The sequence below is a fragment of the Enterococcus pallens ATCC BAA-351 genome (assembly GCF_000407485.1).
In the GTDB taxonomy this organism is placed as follows: domain Bacteria; phylum Bacillota; class Bacilli; order Lactobacillales; family Enterococcaceae; genus Enterococcus_A; species Enterococcus_A pallens.
This window is the reverse complement of the sequence record NZ_ASWD01000001.1, coordinates 843,679-857,968: the sequence shown is the minus strand read 5'-3', so window position 1 is coordinate 857,968 and position 14,290 is coordinate 843,679. Positions and strand designations below refer to the sequence as shown.

General features: G+C 37.5%; 17 protein-coding genes and 1 pseudogene. 11 read left to right on the top strand and 7 right to left on the bottom strand.

The annotated features are described in order from the left end of the window. Nucleotides 1-6: 6 nt before the first annotated feature. Nucleotides 7-1,851, top strand: a complete 1,845-nt coding sequence (locus I588_RS04145) for a beta-L-arabinofuranosidase domain-containing protein (protein WP_010757688.1) — start codon at nt 7-9, stop codon at nt 1,849-1,851. A 107-nt stretch (nt 1,852-1,958) separates the two neighbouring features. Here I588_RS04145 and I588_RS04140 read toward each other — a convergent pair. Continuing rightward, nucleotides 1,959-3,152, bottom strand: a pseudogene (locus I588_RS04140) (ATP-binding protein). A gap of 128 nt (nt 3,153-3,280) precedes the next feature. Continuing rightward, on the bottom strand, nt 3,281-3,844 hold the full coding sequence (locus tag I588_RS04135) for a TetR/AcrR family transcriptional regulator (RefSeq protein ID WP_010757686.1): 564 nt from the start codon (nt 3,842-3,844) through the stop codon (nt 3,281-3,283). 143 nt (nt 3,845-3,987) lie between these two features. On the opposite strand from I588_RS04135, the gene I588_RS04130 reads away from it, so the two are divergent. Both I588_RS04130 and I588_RS04125 read left to right on the top strand, forming a co-directional pair. After that, nucleotides 3,988-4,722, top strand: a complete 735-nt coding sequence (locus I588_RS04130; RefSeq protein WP_010757685.1) for an ABC transporter ATP-binding protein — start codon at nt 3,988-3,990, stop codon at nt 4,720-4,722. Then, nucleotides 4,719-5,810, top strand: a complete 1,092-nt coding sequence (locus I588_RS04125) for an ABC transporter permease (protein WP_010757684.1) — start codon at nt 4,719-4,721, stop codon at nt 5,808-5,810. The genes I588_RS04130 and I588_RS04125 overlap by 4 nt, the downstream gene beginning before the upstream one ends. Before the next feature lie 112 nt (nt 5,811-5,922). Here the strand turns inward: I588_RS04125 and spx are convergent, their stop codons facing one another. Then, complete coding sequence (gene spx / locus I588_RS04120; protein WP_010757683.1) at nt 5,923-6,375, bottom strand: transcriptional regulator Spx; 453 nt, start codon at nt 6,373-6,375, stop codon at nt 5,923-5,925. 465 nt (nt 6,376-6,840) lie between these two features. Here spx and I588_RS04115 point away from each other — a divergent pair, with 465 nt between their 5' ends. The 5 genes from I588_RS04115 to I588_RS04095 all read left to right on the top strand — a co-directional run bounded on the left by I588_RS04115 (nt 6,841) and on the right by I588_RS04095 (nt 8,912). Next, on the top strand, nt 6,841-7,137 hold the full coding sequence (locus I588_RS04115; RefSeq protein ID WP_010757682.1) for an AbrB/MazE/SpoVT family DNA-binding domain-containing protein: 297 nt from the start codon (nt 6,841-6,843) through the stop codon (nt 7,135-7,137). Then, nucleotides 7,121-7,540 carry a type II toxin-antitoxin system VapC family toxin gene (locus tag I588_RS04110; protein ID WP_010757681.1) on the top strand — a complete coding sequence of 140 codons (420 nt, stop codon included), beginning with the start codon at nt 7,121-7,123 and terminating at the stop codon, nt 7,538-7,540. Before I588_RS04115 ends, I588_RS04110 begins: the two co-directional genes overlap by 17 nt. A 421-nt stretch (nt 7,541-7,961) precedes the next feature. Next, the gene (gene mazE, locus I588_RS04105) at nt 7,962-8,183 is read left to right on the top strand and encodes a type II toxin-antitoxin system PemI/MazE family antitoxin (RefSeq protein ID WP_010757680.1); all 222 of its coding nucleotides are present in this window, start codon (nt 7,962-7,964) and stop codon (nt 8,181-8,183) included. After that, on the top strand, nt 8,183-8,551 hold the full coding sequence (locus tag I588_RS04100; RefSeq protein ID WP_010757679.1) for a type II toxin-antitoxin system PemK/MazF family toxin: 369 nt from the start codon (nt 8,183-8,185) through the stop codon (nt 8,549-8,551). The genes mazE and I588_RS04100 overlap by 1 nt, the downstream gene beginning before the upstream one ends. Before the next feature lie 181 nt (nt 8,552-8,732). After that, complete coding sequence (locus I588_RS04095; RefSeq protein ID WP_010757678.1) at nt 8,733-8,912, top strand: hypothetical protein; 180 nt, start codon at nt 8,733-8,735, stop codon at nt 8,910-8,912. A gap of 46 nt (nt 8,913-8,958) precedes the next feature. On the opposite strand, the gene I588_RS27815 is transcribed toward I588_RS04095, so the two are convergent. The 4 genes from I588_RS27815 to I588_RS04080 form a co-directional block, all read right to left on the bottom strand. Beyond that, nucleotides 8,959-9,075 (bottom strand): putative holin-like toxin, encoded by a 117-nt coding sequence (locus I588_RS27815; RefSeq protein ID WP_245569588.1) that lies wholly within the window; start codon nt 9,073-9,075, stop codon nt 8,959-8,961. Between the two features lie 95 nt (nt 9,076-9,170). Further along, the gene (locus tag I588_RS26730) at nt 9,171-9,848 is read right to left on the bottom strand and encodes a DUF2922 domain-containing protein (RefSeq protein ID WP_010757677.1); all 678 of its coding nucleotides are present in this window, start codon (nt 9,846-9,848) and stop codon (nt 9,171-9,173) included. A 27-nt stretch (nt 9,849-9,875) separates the two neighbouring features. Beyond that, on the bottom strand, nt 9,876-10,259 hold the full coding sequence (locus tag I588_RS04085) for a hypothetical protein (RefSeq protein WP_010757676.1): 384 nt from the start codon (nt 10,257-10,259) through the stop codon (nt 9,876-9,878). Nucleotides 10,260-10,278: 19 nt separating this feature from the next. Continuing rightward, nucleotides 10,279-10,485, bottom strand: a complete 207-nt coding sequence (locus tag I588_RS04080) for a DUF1659 domain-containing protein (RefSeq protein WP_010757675.1) — start codon at nt 10,483-10,485, stop codon at nt 10,279-10,281. A 669-nt stretch (nt 10,486-11,154) separates the two neighbouring features. On the opposite strand from I588_RS04080, the gene I588_RS04075 reads away from it, so the two are divergent. From I588_RS04075 to I588_RS04065, 3 genes are all read left to right on the top strand, one after another. After that, nucleotides 11,155-11,457 (top strand): hypothetical protein, encoded by a 303-nt coding sequence (locus I588_RS04075; protein ID WP_034693338.1) that lies wholly within the window; start codon nt 11,155-11,157, stop codon nt 11,455-11,457. A gap of 430 nt (nt 11,458-11,887) precedes the next feature. Beyond that, complete coding sequence (locus I588_RS04070) at nt 11,888-12,997, top strand: tyrosine-type recombinase/integrase (RefSeq protein WP_010757674.1); 1,110 nt, start codon at nt 11,888-11,890, stop codon at nt 12,995-12,997. A 467-nt stretch (nt 12,998-13,464) separates the two neighbouring features. Then, on the top strand, nt 13,465-14,115 hold the full coding sequence (locus I588_RS04065; protein ID WP_010757673.1) for a winged helix-turn-helix domain-containing protein: 651 nt from the start codon (nt 13,465-13,467) through the stop codon (nt 14,113-14,115). Nucleotides 14,116-14,290: the final 175 nt, after the last annotated feature.

The following is a 14,290-nucleotide window of genomic DNA, read 5'->3' as shown; positions in this document are numbered from 1 at the left end:
CAAACGATGCTTAAATCAATAATAAAAAATACCCAATTAAAAGACAGCGTGTTTAACAAGCGTTTTTCGAAGAATTATGATTATATGTTAAGCTTGCGGACGGATAATTTATTGCGTAGTTATTTGTTAGAAGCAGGTCTTTGGAGTTATAGTGGGAATTCTAGCACAACCATTGACCCGGAAGAGCAGGTAGAACAGCCAGATGAATGGCATTGGGGATGGGAAGCTGTCACCTGTGAAATTCGTGGCCATTTTCTCGGCCATTGGTTATCGGCCGCTGCTAAAATTTACGGGGCAACTAACTCACCAGTGATCGCTGGAAAAATTGAAGAAATTATAGCTGGTTTGGCTAAGTGCCAGCAGGCCAACGGCGATGGCTGGGTGGCTTCTATCCCTGAAAAATACATGCAGCGGATGGAAAAAAAGCAAGCAGTTTGGGCACCCCATTACACCATTCACAAAACGATGATGGGCCTGTTAGATGTTTACAAATATACTAATAACGAAGAGGCACTCGCTATTCTTATTCAGTTCAGCGAGTGGTTTATTCATTGGTGTGAGAGAGTAAACGAAGAGACATTCCAAAATATCTTGTCCTATGAAACAGGTGGAATGTTAGAAATCTGGGCGGAGCTGTTCGCCATTACGAAGGATCCGCGCTATCGCCAATTAATTGACCTCTATTATCGACATTCTTTCTTTGATCAGCTGTTAGAGGGAAAGGATGTATTAACCAACAAGCATGCGAATACTCAAATTGCTGAGATTCTAGGTATCGCCCGTATTTGGGAGGTCACTAAAGAAGCCAAGTATCGATCGATTGTAGAAAATTTTTGGGAAATGGCAGTTGAAAAGCGTGGGACTTATATTACAGGAGGGATTTCCTGTGGGGAGCTGTGGACCCCGATTCAAGATTTTTCGGGTCGTTTAGGCAAGGCTCAGGAGCATTGCACGGTCTATCATATGATTCGTTTGGCTCACTATTTATTTAAGTGGACGGGGGATTCTAAATATGGAGATTTTGAAGAATTGAATCTATACAATGGTATTCTGGCACAGCAAAACAAAAACACTGGAATGGTTACTTATTTTCTTGATATGGAGCCTTGTAGTCAGAAGAACTGGGGCGATCCTTTAAAGCATTTTTGGTGTTGTCATGGTACTTTAGTCCAGGCGCAGAGCTCGTATCAAGAGTGTGTTTTTTATCAAGAAGAAAATACGGTAACCATAAACCAGTACATTCCTTCCCAAACGATCCTAGAAACAAAGGAAGGTCAGCTGAAAATAGAGCTTATTCAAGATAGTCAGCTGGGGGCAGGACCCTTGGAGCGTTCTAATAAAGTTGGCAAGCAGGTCATTCAGTCCTATGAATCTAGCAGTGATATCCCCAGCAAACGGCCATCAAGCTACCGATATAAAATTATCCTAACAGGTGAAGGCTCCTGTACAATGAACTTACGTGTGCCAAAATGGTCAAAGGAAACACTTCTGTGGGTCAATAATCAACCACGAAACTATATAGCTAATCGGGGATTTGTAACCATCGAAAATCTTACTTCCGTCAGTGAGATTGTAATTGAATTTAAAAAATCTATTGAAATGGTTACGCTGCCTGGCAATCCTAATCGCGTAGCCTTTATCGAGGGCCCTTTAGTTTTAGCCGGATTAACTGAAGAAGATGTACCAATACACATTCATGAGGAACTATTCCAGCCGTTGAATGAGCGACACCATAGTTTTTGGCGGGACAGCACCTATATCACCACAGGACAAGAAAAAAACATAAAATTTATTCCTATAGCAGAGGTTTCAAATGAGACCTATTCAATTTATTTTGAACGAAAAGGCTGACAAAGTAACACCTCTGAGAACTGTAGCTCAATCATTGTGGTCATAGTTTTTAGATTGAAACGTTAAAAAAGTGTCAATAAGATAGTCATCTTAACGACACTTTTTTATTATTCCGTAAGCAGCCAATCAACAATATAAATAATCGGAATCCCATCCACCTGCTCCACAGCATGGTAGCGGCCAGTGATGACTATTTTTTTGTAATTGTCTTTTATATGAAGTAAATTATCCATTTCATGCTGGTTATCGGGTAATTCGTAAGTGACTTGAATATAAAGCGTTTCATCCAATTTTCTGGCGACAAATTCAATTTCTTTTTTGTTCAGCTTACCGACATCAACGGTGTACCCTCTACGTAATTATTCAATGTAAACAATATTTTCTAATTGATTACTGTAGTTCCCATCTTTTCTCCCTACCGCATTTCTTTTTAAACCAGTATCCACAATAAAGTATTTGCTATTTGTTTTTAAATACTCTCTGCCGCGGATGTCATATTGCTTGGCCTGGTAAAACAGGTAGCCGTTCTCCAATAAATCCAAATAGCGAGTAACTGTATGACTAGTGGTTTCGATACCTTCGCTTTTCAACGTATTGACAATTTTTGACGCATTGACCAATTGTCCAACATTATCGGCTAAGAAACGAATGAGTGATTTTAAAACAGCAGGGTCTTTCACACCTGTTCGTAAAGCGACGTCGTTCAAAACAATCGTATCGAAAATCCCCGCTAAGATCGTATCCTTGATTGAATCCTCAGCGATGATCACGCTGGGAAAACCACCATATTTCTCATATTCATTATAAGCACTATCTACTTTACGAGAAGCTGTATCAATATTTTTTGCTCGTAAAAATTCTTGAAAAGAGAAAGGATACAGTGGGATTTCAATGTAACGTCCACTTAAAAGAGTAGCCAATTCACCAGAAAGCATGTTTGCATTAGAGCCTGTGATCACAATATCACTGTTAAAGCTGACACGAAGACCATTGACAACCCGTTGCCAACCATCAACAACTTGAATTTCATCAAACAAGAAATAGATTCTCTGATCATCCTTAGGTAATAATTCGCTAATTATAGTGCGAAATTTTTCTTCGGTAGTGACGGTTTGATACTCAAAGCTTTCGAAATTTATATAAATGATACGATCTTCAGAAATCCCTTTTTGTAATAAATGCTCCCTAAAAAGCATCAGTAAAACAGACTTTCCAGCACGTCGTACACCCGTGATGACTTTGATAAAATCAGTATTCTCAAATTGAATGAGTTGTTGAAGATATTCTGGTCGCTGAAACATTAGCAGTCCTCCTTGAAGTAAACTTCACTTTCAGTATTATTTCACCAAAATTCGAAGTTAACTTCAAATTTTGGTGAAAATGAATGAGATTGGAAGTTAACCCCGATTTTATCTGTCTAACCATCCCATCAAATAAAATCAAAGCTCACTATTTTATTCATGATTTGTACAAGCTCTTCCGGCGATTCCTTTTGACCATGGTTAATCCATTCCTGCAAAACACCTAACAGAGCGTTGCTTAAAAAGGTCACTAAATAGTGTTTTTCAGTCTCGGTATCTAGTTGAATATTGATGTGGTCAATGATATTTTGCAAGGCATTCTCTTTTAATAATTGTTTCACCTGATTCCGAATTTCTGATGAGCCGTGATCGGAAATTAAAAGAGCCAGTAGCTCCCCATCATTTTTCAGGTAATTAAGCATATGCAGCATCAACTCATTTTTTTTATTCGGATTTTGCGAGGCTGTCTGGATAATGCTATTCGCGTGAGCCATCAGCTCCAGCTGATGTTTTTCGGCTAGATCATATTTGTCAAGATAATGCAGATAAAATCCACTGCGGCTTACTTCAGCATATTCACAAATATCCTTAACGGTTATTTGATCAAAGTTTTTTTCCTTCAGTAAGCGAACCATAGCTGCTGTAATCCGTTGTTTGGTTCGATAATAACGGATATCTTTTTCTTGTTTCATAAAATAGCTCCTCAACTAGTAATCAATTTTCGACAAGTGTCCATTAAGTAAATAAATAACTTGTAGTTTTTAAAAATCATTCTATACTACAAAGAGTACAAGATAATACACACGATGTCCATTAAAATGAGGAGGAATTGAACATGGAAAAAAATGCTCCTATCGCAGCAAAAATGACTGAAGCATCTATATCCTTTAATCAACGTAAAATATTAGACAACGTTACTATAGAGCTTACTACTGGTTCCATATTAGGCTTAATCGGACCCAGTGGAGCAGGGAAATCCACGACGATTAAATGCTTGATGGGGATGGAAAAGCTTGAGCAAGGAACAGCAGAAATTTTCGGCACAGCCATGCCAAATCGTCAGGTCTTAGGTCAGGTTGGTTACATGGGGCAAAGCGATGCGTTATATGAAGACCTCACTGCAAAAGAAAACTTAGTCTTTTTTGGTAACCTGATGGGGTTAGAAGGAAGCGAGTTAACACAAGCAATTGATAAAAATATGGCTCTGGTTAATTTAACGGACTTCATGAACCAACCCGTTAAAACCTACTCAGGAGGAATGAAACGCCGACTTTCCTTAGCAATCACGTTATTAGCGAATCCGGACTTAATTGTGCTGGATGAACCCACTGTTGGGATCGATCCAAGTCTGCGCGTAACCATTTGGGAACAGCTGCGCTCCTTAGCAACAATGGAAAAAGCAATTATTGTTACAACTCATGTAATGGATGAGGCTGAAAAATGCGATTACGTTGGATTAATTATCGACGGACAGCTTTTTGCTTTAGGCACACCCAGTGAATTAAAGGAAAAATTTGATGCTAACAGCATTGAAGAAGTCTTCTTGAAAGCTGAGGTGAAGGCAAAATGATTCGATTTAAAGCAATGCTGACTCGTGTGGTAAAGGAACTGACGCGAGATAAGCGCACCTTAGCATTGATGCTTATTGCACCGATAATCGTCTTGAGTCTGATGAATGTCGTCTTTGATACAAATGCAGAAACCCACGTTAAAATTGGGGTGGATGAAACAGTGCCGACTGCTCTAACTGATCACTTTCCAGCTGACCAAGTAAAAGTAAAAAGGTACCATGACGCAAAGGATAGTGAGGACAAAATGCTGACGGATAATTTGGATGCCTTTGTCACTTTAAAAGGGTCAACCTTTCATATTTTGTATGAAAATGAAGACCCTAGCAATACAGCGAAAGTGAAAGCACTGTTCCAAAATATCATCACCACCAGTAAGCTAAACGAGTTAAGTACGGATTTGCAGAAGCTGGCAATGCAAACAGGACAAAAAGTACAGGTTGAAAATTTCTCAATCAAAAATGCCTATGTATATGGTGGTGCGGATAGTTCCTTTTTCGATAAAATATTTCCGATTCTCATTGGCTTCTTTGTTTTCTTTTTCGTTTTTCTGATTTCAGGAATTGCTTTGTTGCGAGAACGAACTACCGGAACTTTGGAGCGTTTGCTGGCGACACCAATTAAGCGAAGCGAGATTGTGCTGGGCTATTTAACCGGCTATGGTATATTTGCTATCCTGCAGACACTCATTATCGTTTTCTTTTCCATCTATATTTTGGATTTACAAATAGTGGGGAATCTCTTGTGGGTGATCCTAATCAATAGCTTGATTGCGTTGACCGCATTATCCATGGGAATTTTTGTTTCGACCTTTGCCAACTCAGAGTTCCAAATGATCCAGTTTATTCCTTTAGTGGTTATTCCGCAGGTTTTCTTTTCTGGTCTGATTCCGTTAGACAGCATGGCAGATTGGGTTCGGAAGATCTCCTACATTTTCCCTTTAAGCTATGGCGGGGAAGCCTTGACGAATGTGATGATTAAGGGGCAAGGGTGGTCAGCGATATCCTTTGATTTAGGGATACTGGTTTTGTTCATTATTGGTTTTACCTTGTTGAACATTGTTGGACTGCGACGGTATAGAAAAGTGTGATGCCCCAATGATCGTGGATTTTGCAGCAATAAAAAAGAACTGCTCGGATTTTTTGAGCAGTTCTTTTTTACACGATCAAGCACAAGAACTAGTTTAGTTTTCTAAAAGCGAACTAGATACTCTTTTCTTCTTTAAACAGATCCATGCTGCCGGCTTTAAGATTTTCATCATTTAAAAGAATCGTTAAAAATACTTTTTCAGTAGCCCTGCGTACTTTGCGCGGGACGAATTGTTGAATGCCTTCTTTATTGTAACCAAGCTGAAGTTTGTTTTCATCAAAAATGATCGGATGCTTTAATAAATCAGGGTGATCCTCCAGCACTTGAATCAGCTCGTTAAAGGATAAGTCTTCAAAGTCAAGGTTCAATTCTCTATAAGATTTTGAACGAATAGAAATGATGTCTTCTGATCCATTTTCGGTCTTACTAAGGACTTCTTTCAGCTCTTCACTTGTGAGGGGATCATTGATAATATTTCGCTCTTCAAAGGGAATCTGATTCTCGACCAGCCAGGAACGAGCCTTTTTGCAAGAATCACAATATGAAGCTATATACAATTTAATCACGTGAACGCCACCCCTTTCTTTTCGAAGATAAACCATAGGAATAGAATAACATATCTTTTGCAGAATTCCACCATGATCTGATTAAGGTTGTCTAATTTTTTCAGAAATATTGGTGGTTTTGACTTAAGTTTTTCTAAACGTTTTCAGATTAGCTCGATTGAATCGATGATAGAATGATTTTACTGAGCTTAACTTAATCTTAAAGAATCGAGTAGCTTATAAAGCTTTAGATAATTTGAATCTTGAATAGCTCATTTACGGTAAATTCTCTTTGTTGGCGATTTTCGATAGTGGAATAAAAACTAACAAAAAAGGAAATTGAGAGGTACAAGATTTTCATTGAGACTAATGGTCCTGCCAATGCTTGCACATTTTGCCCTAAATGATGCAGATTACGTGAACAACTCACAGTTATACATGATGTATAACTTTTATGCTATAATATATCTGAAGGGGGAGAACTGGATGGAATTAGAAAAAGAAAAATCAAAAATCAAAAAATGGGGAAATGCCAAAGGAGTACTCTTACCTAAAAAAATGTTGGTAACAGCTGATTTAGAAAATAAAGAAGATATTACCATTACTGTCGAAATGAAAGACGACGGAAAAAAACGAATTATTATAGAAGAAGAAAATCCCGATTATGAAACCATTCTGAATGAGTTAGTTGGTATTGTTGATCTTCCTGCTGATTTTGATTTGAAGGAAGAAAGAAAAAAGAGAAAACAAAAGAGGTTATCTAAGCATGAAATACATTATTGATGTAACTATTATTTTAGATTTCTTAACGAAACGCGAGGGATTCTATGAGCAATCAAAAAAAGTATACCTGCTTTCTGTTTACGGAATAATAGAAGGGTATTTAACTGCTAATATGATTACAGATATTTATTATATACTTGAGCGTTATGGAGTGAAAAATCCAAAGATCGAGTTGGACAAGCTATTGAACATTAGCAGAGTATTGCCCGTTTCCGGCTTAGATTGCATCAATGCGCTAAAATTGGAGGGGAATGACTTCGAGGATAATTTAATTGTAGCAATTGCCCAAAAGCACGGAGTTAGAAATATCATTACAAGAAATGCCCAGGATTTTGCGAACACAGACTTAATCGTTTACTCTCCCGAAGAAATAGTCGAGAAATACTCAAAAAAAGATCGTTAGAAACTTTTTAGAGGATGAAAGCAGTCTAATTGCTCGATAAAAAGACAACTAAAAAAATAATCCTTATCCTATTAGCGCAGATGAAGTTACTCATTTGCGTTTTTTTGTACCCACTTTTGGGTGGAGGTGTGCATAAGCTCCAAAATTTCTGCCCGGCAGCAAAGCCCAGACTGATTCATCCATCATTCTACATGTCCTAAAACATTTTTCTGCGTTTTTGCGTATCTTTTGTTGGAAGCAGAAAAGGAAATCCGCAGACTGCTAGAAATCTAATCACCAAAAAAAGAAGAAAAAGCAATAGAGGTTTCTATTTCTCCTATACTGATGAAAGCTTATTTGCGAAGTAACAACTTTGTAATTACTTTGTGCAGGTGATATAATTGGTGAGTAATTACTATGTATTCACAAAGGGGAGAATGTAATGAAAACAAGAAAACAGGGCAATGCGATTGTTTTAACCGTTCCTACGAAGTTTGGAATTAAGGAAAATGTGGAATACATTGCCGTAAAAGGAAGAAATGAATCCATTACATTTATTAAGAAGCAGCCGAATATTTTCAAGGAGGCTGTGAAAAACGGAAAAACAATTGACGCTGCGCCAGGATTTCCAGATGACGAACCAGTAGGAAAGGAAATGATTTAATGTTCCATGAAGCGAAGGGGTATGTGCCAGAACAGGGGGATATCATCATCATTAATTTCAATCCTAGTGTTGGTCGTGAGATTCAAAAAAGAAGAGCAGCGATTGTGATAAGTGATGACGATTATAATAAGGCGACCGGGTTAGTAGCTGTTTGCCCGATTACCAGCACCAAAAGAAGTCAATTCATCCCGCTAGATGAGTCTCACAGAACCCATGGCTACATCAACGCTTTGCAGGTGAAAACATTAGATTTTACAGAAAAGCAGCGAGAAGTCAGCTTTATAGAAAAAGCTACTTTAGAGGAGCTTGGTGAAACTGCTCAGATAGTCAGTATGATCTTCAACTTTTCTGAGTTATTGGGCGAGTAATTTTACTGTGGATTTTCTTTTTGCGACTTGCGATCAATCTGCTTTTATTGCGAGATAAAACTCATTAAGGAACGTTACCTTTAGCATGTAATGCTTTTACAGATCAGAAGTGCGGCACGAACATCATTGGAGTGACTAAGGTATATTTATTTAGATGATAAAAGTCTAGGAGATGAATAGTATGTCCACAACAGAAGAGAAGGGACGTAATTCAATAAAATTACAATCTGTAAAAGCGTTCCTCAAAGGTCAATTCCAGCTGATGTATTCAATTATCAAAGAACGCCGGTCAGAAAAAGCTAAATTCCACCCTCAATTATGTATCCCCATTCTACTCAAAGCAGAGGTGCTGCGCGCATAACACCTCAATGAAGCACCGTTTAAGACGGCGACTGTGAGAGTAGTGATTATTTCTTATGGTGTCGATCAATGGTGATGATCAAGGTGGCAAAGGCTATCGCCAATGTCAACGCCTGATACACAGTCATGGCGGAAATCCCTTTCCTAGGATGAACATAGTGCATCACTCCTTTCTGAGAAGTGCAGCCACCGCCATAAACACTGCTAAGTCAGATCATCACCTCCTTTACATACCACAAGGGTAGGGTGGGAAATCAATTTAGCGTTTTTTCTTTTTGCCTTTTTTCTTTTTCTTCTTGGCTTCATGATAGGCTCGGACCCGATCTACTTGAGCCTTTCGCGGGTTAATTGGCTTCTGGATCGTGAGACTATCCGATTTTGACGACTCAGACTCAGCGGTTAAAGCTTCTAACTGCTGAGATGCTAAGCTTGGTGCGACTGTATTTTTCTTGGCTGTTTCAGCAATAACTGTCTGTGCAACAGGAGCTTTCAAAGAAGGGGAAACTGCCACTGGTTTCTTTTCAATAGCGCTCACTGTTTGTGTTGCTTCAACAACCTTCGATGCAGTTGCTTCTTCTTCAATTACAACTTCCTCTTGTTTTACTCCTTCTGTTACAAGTATTTCCGGCATTTCAGAGACTTGTGGTGCTTCTTCAGAAATAATATGTGCCGCAAAAATATTGTTAGGATCAGCGACATAGGCTTCTGGTGTTGGTTTCGATAGATCAAAAAGCGGTGTTTCAATGGTTTCAACGAATTTCGCTGAAACGACTTTGCAAAATTGACGAATGCCATCTTTTTCAAATAAGTGGATGGTAGTCATAGCTTCTAAGGCTTCTTTAATTGCCTCTGGGCTTTTGTTTGGATCTGGATCATTGAAGCTCCAGCTGTGGTTTTTGCCTGCGGCGTTTTCAAATACGGCTGCTAGTTTTAACATAATTTTTTCTCTCCTTTATTTGTTCTCTCAGGAACTTTCTAATGTAGTAGTTTCAGGTGTGACAACGGTTGACGGGACGACGGACATTAATTCAGTAGTGACATGTTCAGGTGGAAAACACCGAGCTGACAGGATCTTCCACTCTCTTTCATTGAAATATTCTCTAAAGAAATAGAAGTAACGGCGCAACGCACGAGTGATTTTGTTATTGGCAAATAGATGCTTCACCAAGTCCTGCAGGAACAATTCAAAATCAGACTCGCCTAACATATGGCGAACTTTCATGGCTAACAATAGTTGGATAGTCACTGAACTATCGCGAGTTTCCTGATAGTAATGGGTGATTTTTTCTTCGAGTTTATTACGTTTCAAATGAAACAGTTGATATTGAGTAAAAGGCTGTTCGGTCATTGGTTGTTTCCTCCTTTGATTATTTGGTAACACGAGTTTGGTTAGTGACGATTACACTGTCTAAGCTGCTTTCGTCGCCAGCTAATTCAGCCATGACTTCACCTAATTTAGTAATGTCGGCTTCTGCTGGGTTAGTGATGACGTTGCTGAAGTTCACTTTCTTTTGTTTGTCCTTGCCCTCCTGTTCGATTTGTACTTGTAATTTTGTGCCTAACTGTTGAATCATTGAACTTTCCTCCTGTGAAATAATTTTTTGTTTCGGCCGGTGACTAAACAATAAACCAAAGGAATAAAAAAACAAAAGGAGACTTTTGCAAAACACCCTAGACTTTTGCAGGATTTCTACAGGTGAATGTTGATTTAACCGCAGAGTAAAATTTACTGAATGCAAAAGTCTAGGGTCCCCAACAAAATTCTTGTGAAATTACGAAAAATTCGTTTTGCTCTGTTATGAAGGCTTTTTTTAGCTTTTATGACTCAAAGATTCACAAATGAAACGGGTGTAAAATAACGTATACGAATACATCTATAATAATATCTTTGCTGTAATTCAAGTAGCGAAAAAGCTGAAGATCCTTACTAATAAATAAGAACCATCAGTTTTATTCCTTTAAAGAAAAGTTAAAAATCGCGGATCAAGCTTCAAAAGCTGTTAATAACTCTTGAAGTGGAGACTAGCTGTTCTTAATAATCCTCTTTGAGGGTTGGTACGAGAGAGAAAGCGCGGAACGAAAATTGGAGCAGGAAGCTGGCAAGCTAACAGCTTTGATTCAAATAATAGAGCATAAACTGTCTATACTACCCAACAGGAGCTATCTAATCTATTAGCAGAACCAAACGGCAATATCACCTTATATGCCCTATCGAAAACCATAAATCTATTTTAGAAGAATTGGTGAACGAGGAAAAAGTACAAAATCGGCAACCAAATGAGTATACAGAGGATAGCTGGGTTAAAGGAGGACAAAAAATTACTCCAACAGATACCCGCACAGAGAAAACAAGCACAACGGCTGACAGTACAAAGAAAACTTACCCAATAACCAGCAATACTAAAACATACCCGATAGCTAATTCAAACAAAAGCGTATCGACCAAATATCCTACAACAGGTATGATTACCCATTCGGAATTGTTGACTCTGGGTATTAGCGTCGTTGGAATCCCACCGGCAAAAGAAGGAACCGACAGGCACTAACGCCATCCACTGAAGGAGTAACAGGCCAAATTAAAAGAAGTAGTTCGCGTGGAAAAATGCGCGAACTACTTCTTTCGTTAGCTAATAAAAGAATAATACCAATGGTACAGAATATACATTGATCATATGATAATAATCTGTTACTTTAGTATCGGCTCTTGGGAGGATTTTTCGTTTTTGTTGCAAAAAAAAGAAAAAAAGATTGATAAAAAGAGGATTAAGTTTAGGCAAGCAGATGTTCATTAAATTAATTATAATTAAAGTACACTTATAGGTCAATACTTTTTAACAAAATATTGTTCTAAAGGTCGTTTCATGATGAATTGATTGAACAAAACTAATTTTTTTATATCATTTTTTTACGGTTTAACCAATTACTCGTTTTTTTAAGCCGTCAGTTAAGCCGTCATTATATTTAGGGGGAAGAATTTTGAGCAGACGTGGTGAAAACATTTATAAAAGAAAAGACAAACGCTGGGAAGGCAGATATATTAAAGGAAGAAAAAGAGACGGAAAAATAAAATATGGTTATATTTATGGAAAGACCTACCAAGAGGTTAAGCTGAAGCTATATCCTTACAAAATACAATATCAAACACTACAGGAAGCACACGGAATTTCATCCATTTTGATGGTTGCCTGGGCCAATGAATGGTTAGCAGAAATCGAAAAAACGTTAAAAATATCAACTTACAATGGATATTATTACAAAATGTTTAAGTATATTATTCCTTATATTGGAGAAAGTTCGCTAAATGAAATAAATGAGTCGACGCTCCAGGATATGGTAACAGCCTGGGAAGAAAGTAATCTGTCTCCAGCTTCAATAAAAATAATTTTTCGATTGGTAAATAATTGTTTTGAAAAAGCTGTTGAAAATCATTTGCTGGTCACAAACCCTGCAACAAAGGTAATTCTACCGAAAGAAGCTTATAACAAGGTAGGAGCTTTGAGTACCGGTGAGCAAAAAGAGCTAGAAAAGGCTGCTATAGAGAAGTTGGACGGGATGGGTCTGGCTGTACTGTTAAGCTTGCGAACGGGGCTCAGAATTGGAGAAATAGCTGCTTTAAAATGGGAGAATATCGATTTTCAACGAGGAATTATTCGCATTGAGAAGACACTGCAGCGTATTCCAATTAAAGATATCAAGAATAAAACAAAGATAATCATCGGTAAAGTAAAAACTCGTTCATCTAATAGAATTATCCCCATGAGCACAGCTGTAAAAGTATGGTTGAGGGATCGTTTTCTTAAGGCTAAAAATGATTTTGTTTTATCAAATAATGAAAAACCCTGCGAACCTCGTTTAATCACCTATCATTTTCATAAAATTCGTAAGGCAGCAGGGTTAGAGTCTATTCATTTTCATCAATTACGTCATACATTTGCTACCAGATGCTTAGAATCTCGGGCAAACGCCGTTTCCGTAAGTTCTCTGTTGGGGCATTCTTCTATAAAGACAACCTTAGACACATACGCAGATTCAATGATTGAAGAACGAATTGCGACAATAGAAAATATGGAAAAAGAAATAGTATAAAGCGTTTGCAAAAAAAGATAGAGTCTGAGGACTGTTTAAAAACGCCTTTATTAAAAACGCTTTCTTTAATTGAGAGGATATCAATTTTTTGAAAGCAAGTAAGTTTATCTTTTTTTATAAGCCGTCATTCGCCGTCAAACTACCTGCAAATGCTGTTTATTATCAGTGTTTTGCAGGTTTTCTTTTTTTTGCAACGAAAAAGAAAATAGAAATCTCTTTTGGTAGAAAATTGTTATGAAGATTAAGTAATGGAATAAAAAGGATGACCAATATATTTCAATAGCTGCTAAGCAACAATGTCTAATTGATAATTTAGCGTAAACTACTCAACTTTTTACATACTGAGTTATGACTATTATATCGCAATCAATAACAATAAGAATTGATTAGTCTCAAAAATATAAATTTATCTAAACTATTGTTGTTGATAAGCTATTGAAAAAAATGACAGTAAAGGAAGATCTCAAATGAATGTATTGATTTTAACCAAATGCATACCTGTAGAAGAAGAATTTGTAAAAAGGCTCCACATGCTTGGTTATGAAGTTTTTTGCAGCTGCGCGTTATTGAGCAGCTTGAAGAACAAAATTTCTTCAGACAATATCACGAAGTATTTTCAAATTATCATTATTAGTGAAACAGTATCCGATACCGAAGTGGAATCTTTGTTAAAGAGAAGGGAATTTCCTTCATCTATTTTGTATAGAAAGTCGTCATCCCTGACCCAGGTTCCTCAAAACATGGAAAGACAGATTCAAGACATTATCATTACTAATGAAGAACTTGAATCCCTAAGAGAAAAATTATCTCAAAGAAATCGAAATGACGCAGTGAGTAAACTTTCGGATAGTTCATCTTTAAGCAAGTCTGACTTGGAGAGCTTTATTCCTTTTAGTAAAAAAGAAAAGATGGTTTTTGAAATCTTACGAGATGCGGACGGAGACATTGTGTCAAGAGAAGAAATTTGCGGAAAAATTTGGTCTGAAGTTACCCATTCTAATCTTGCCCAAATCTCTAGCATAATAAAAAGAATCAAAATAAAATTCGTAGATCTGGGAATGGATGAGGATAGTGTACAGACCTTTTGGGGAAAAGGTTATCGGCTGGTTCAAAGATAAGTTATCAAGGTATCGGAGTTTGAGAAAGGGTTAGTAAAATAGTTAAGTCATATTTAGTTGAAAACCACAAGGAAAAACTACGATTTCTTTATGGCTATGATCAAAATCACTCTAACCTGAAGAGTGACACTAAAAGTTTTATATAAATCAATGTAGTTCAGTTCGAAAATCAGCG

What these genes read in the sequence shown, in the direction of transcription:
- I588_RS04145 (WP_010757688.1), top strand. Translation starts at nt 7, where the DNA reads ATGCTTAAATCAATAATAAAAAATACCCAATTAAAAGACAGCGTGTTT.
- I588_RS04135 (WP_010757686.1), bottom strand. Translation starts at nt 3,844, where the DNA reads ATGAAACAAGAAAAAGATATCCGTTATTATCGAACCAAACAACGGATT.
- I588_RS04130 (WP_010757685.1), top strand. Translation starts at nt 3,988, where the DNA reads ATGGAAAAAAATGCTCCTATCGCAGCAAAAATGACTGAAGCATCTATA.
- I588_RS04125 (WP_010757684.1), top strand. Translation starts at nt 4,719, where the DNA reads ATGATTCGATTTAAAGCAATGCTGACTCGTGTGGTAAAGGAACTGACG.
- I588_RS04115 (WP_010757682.1), top strand. Translation starts at nt 6,841, where the DNA reads ATGGAATTAGAAAAAGAAAAATCAAAAATCAAAAAATGGGGAAATGCC.
- I588_RS04110 (WP_010757681.1), top strand. Translation starts at nt 7,121, where the DNA reads ATGAAATACATTATTGATGTAACTATTATTTTAGATTTCTTAACGAAA.
- mazE (WP_010757680.1), top strand. Translation starts at nt 7,962, where the DNA reads ATGAAAACAAGAAAACAGGGCAATGCGATTGTTTTAACCGTTCCTACG.
- I588_RS04100 (WP_010757679.1), top strand. Translation starts at nt 8,183, where the DNA reads ATGTTCCATGAAGCGAAGGGGTATGTGCCAGAACAGGGGGATATCATC.
- I588_RS04095 (WP_010757678.1), top strand. Translation starts at nt 8,733, where the DNA reads ATGTCCACAACAGAAGAGAAGGGACGTAATTCAATAAAATTACAATCT.
- I588_RS27815 (WP_245569588.1), bottom strand. Translation starts at nt 9,075, where the DNA reads ATGCACTATGTTCATCCTAGGAAAGGGATTTCCGCCATGACTGTGTAT.
- I588_RS26730 (WP_010757677.1), bottom strand. Translation starts at nt 9,848, where the DNA reads ATGTTAAAACTAGCAGCCGTATTTGAAAACGCCGCAGGCAAAAACCAC.
- I588_RS04085 (WP_010757676.1), bottom strand. Translation starts at nt 10,259, where the DNA reads ATGACCGAACAGCCTTTTACTCAATATCAACTGTTTCATTTGAAACGT.
- I588_RS04080 (WP_010757675.1), bottom strand. Translation starts at nt 10,485, where the DNA reads ATGATTCAACAGTTAGGCACAAAATTACAAGTACAAATCGAACAGGAG.
- I588_RS04065 (WP_010757673.1), top strand. Translation starts at nt 13,465, where the DNA reads ATGAATGTATTGATTTTAACCAAATGCATACCTGTAGAAGAAGAATTT.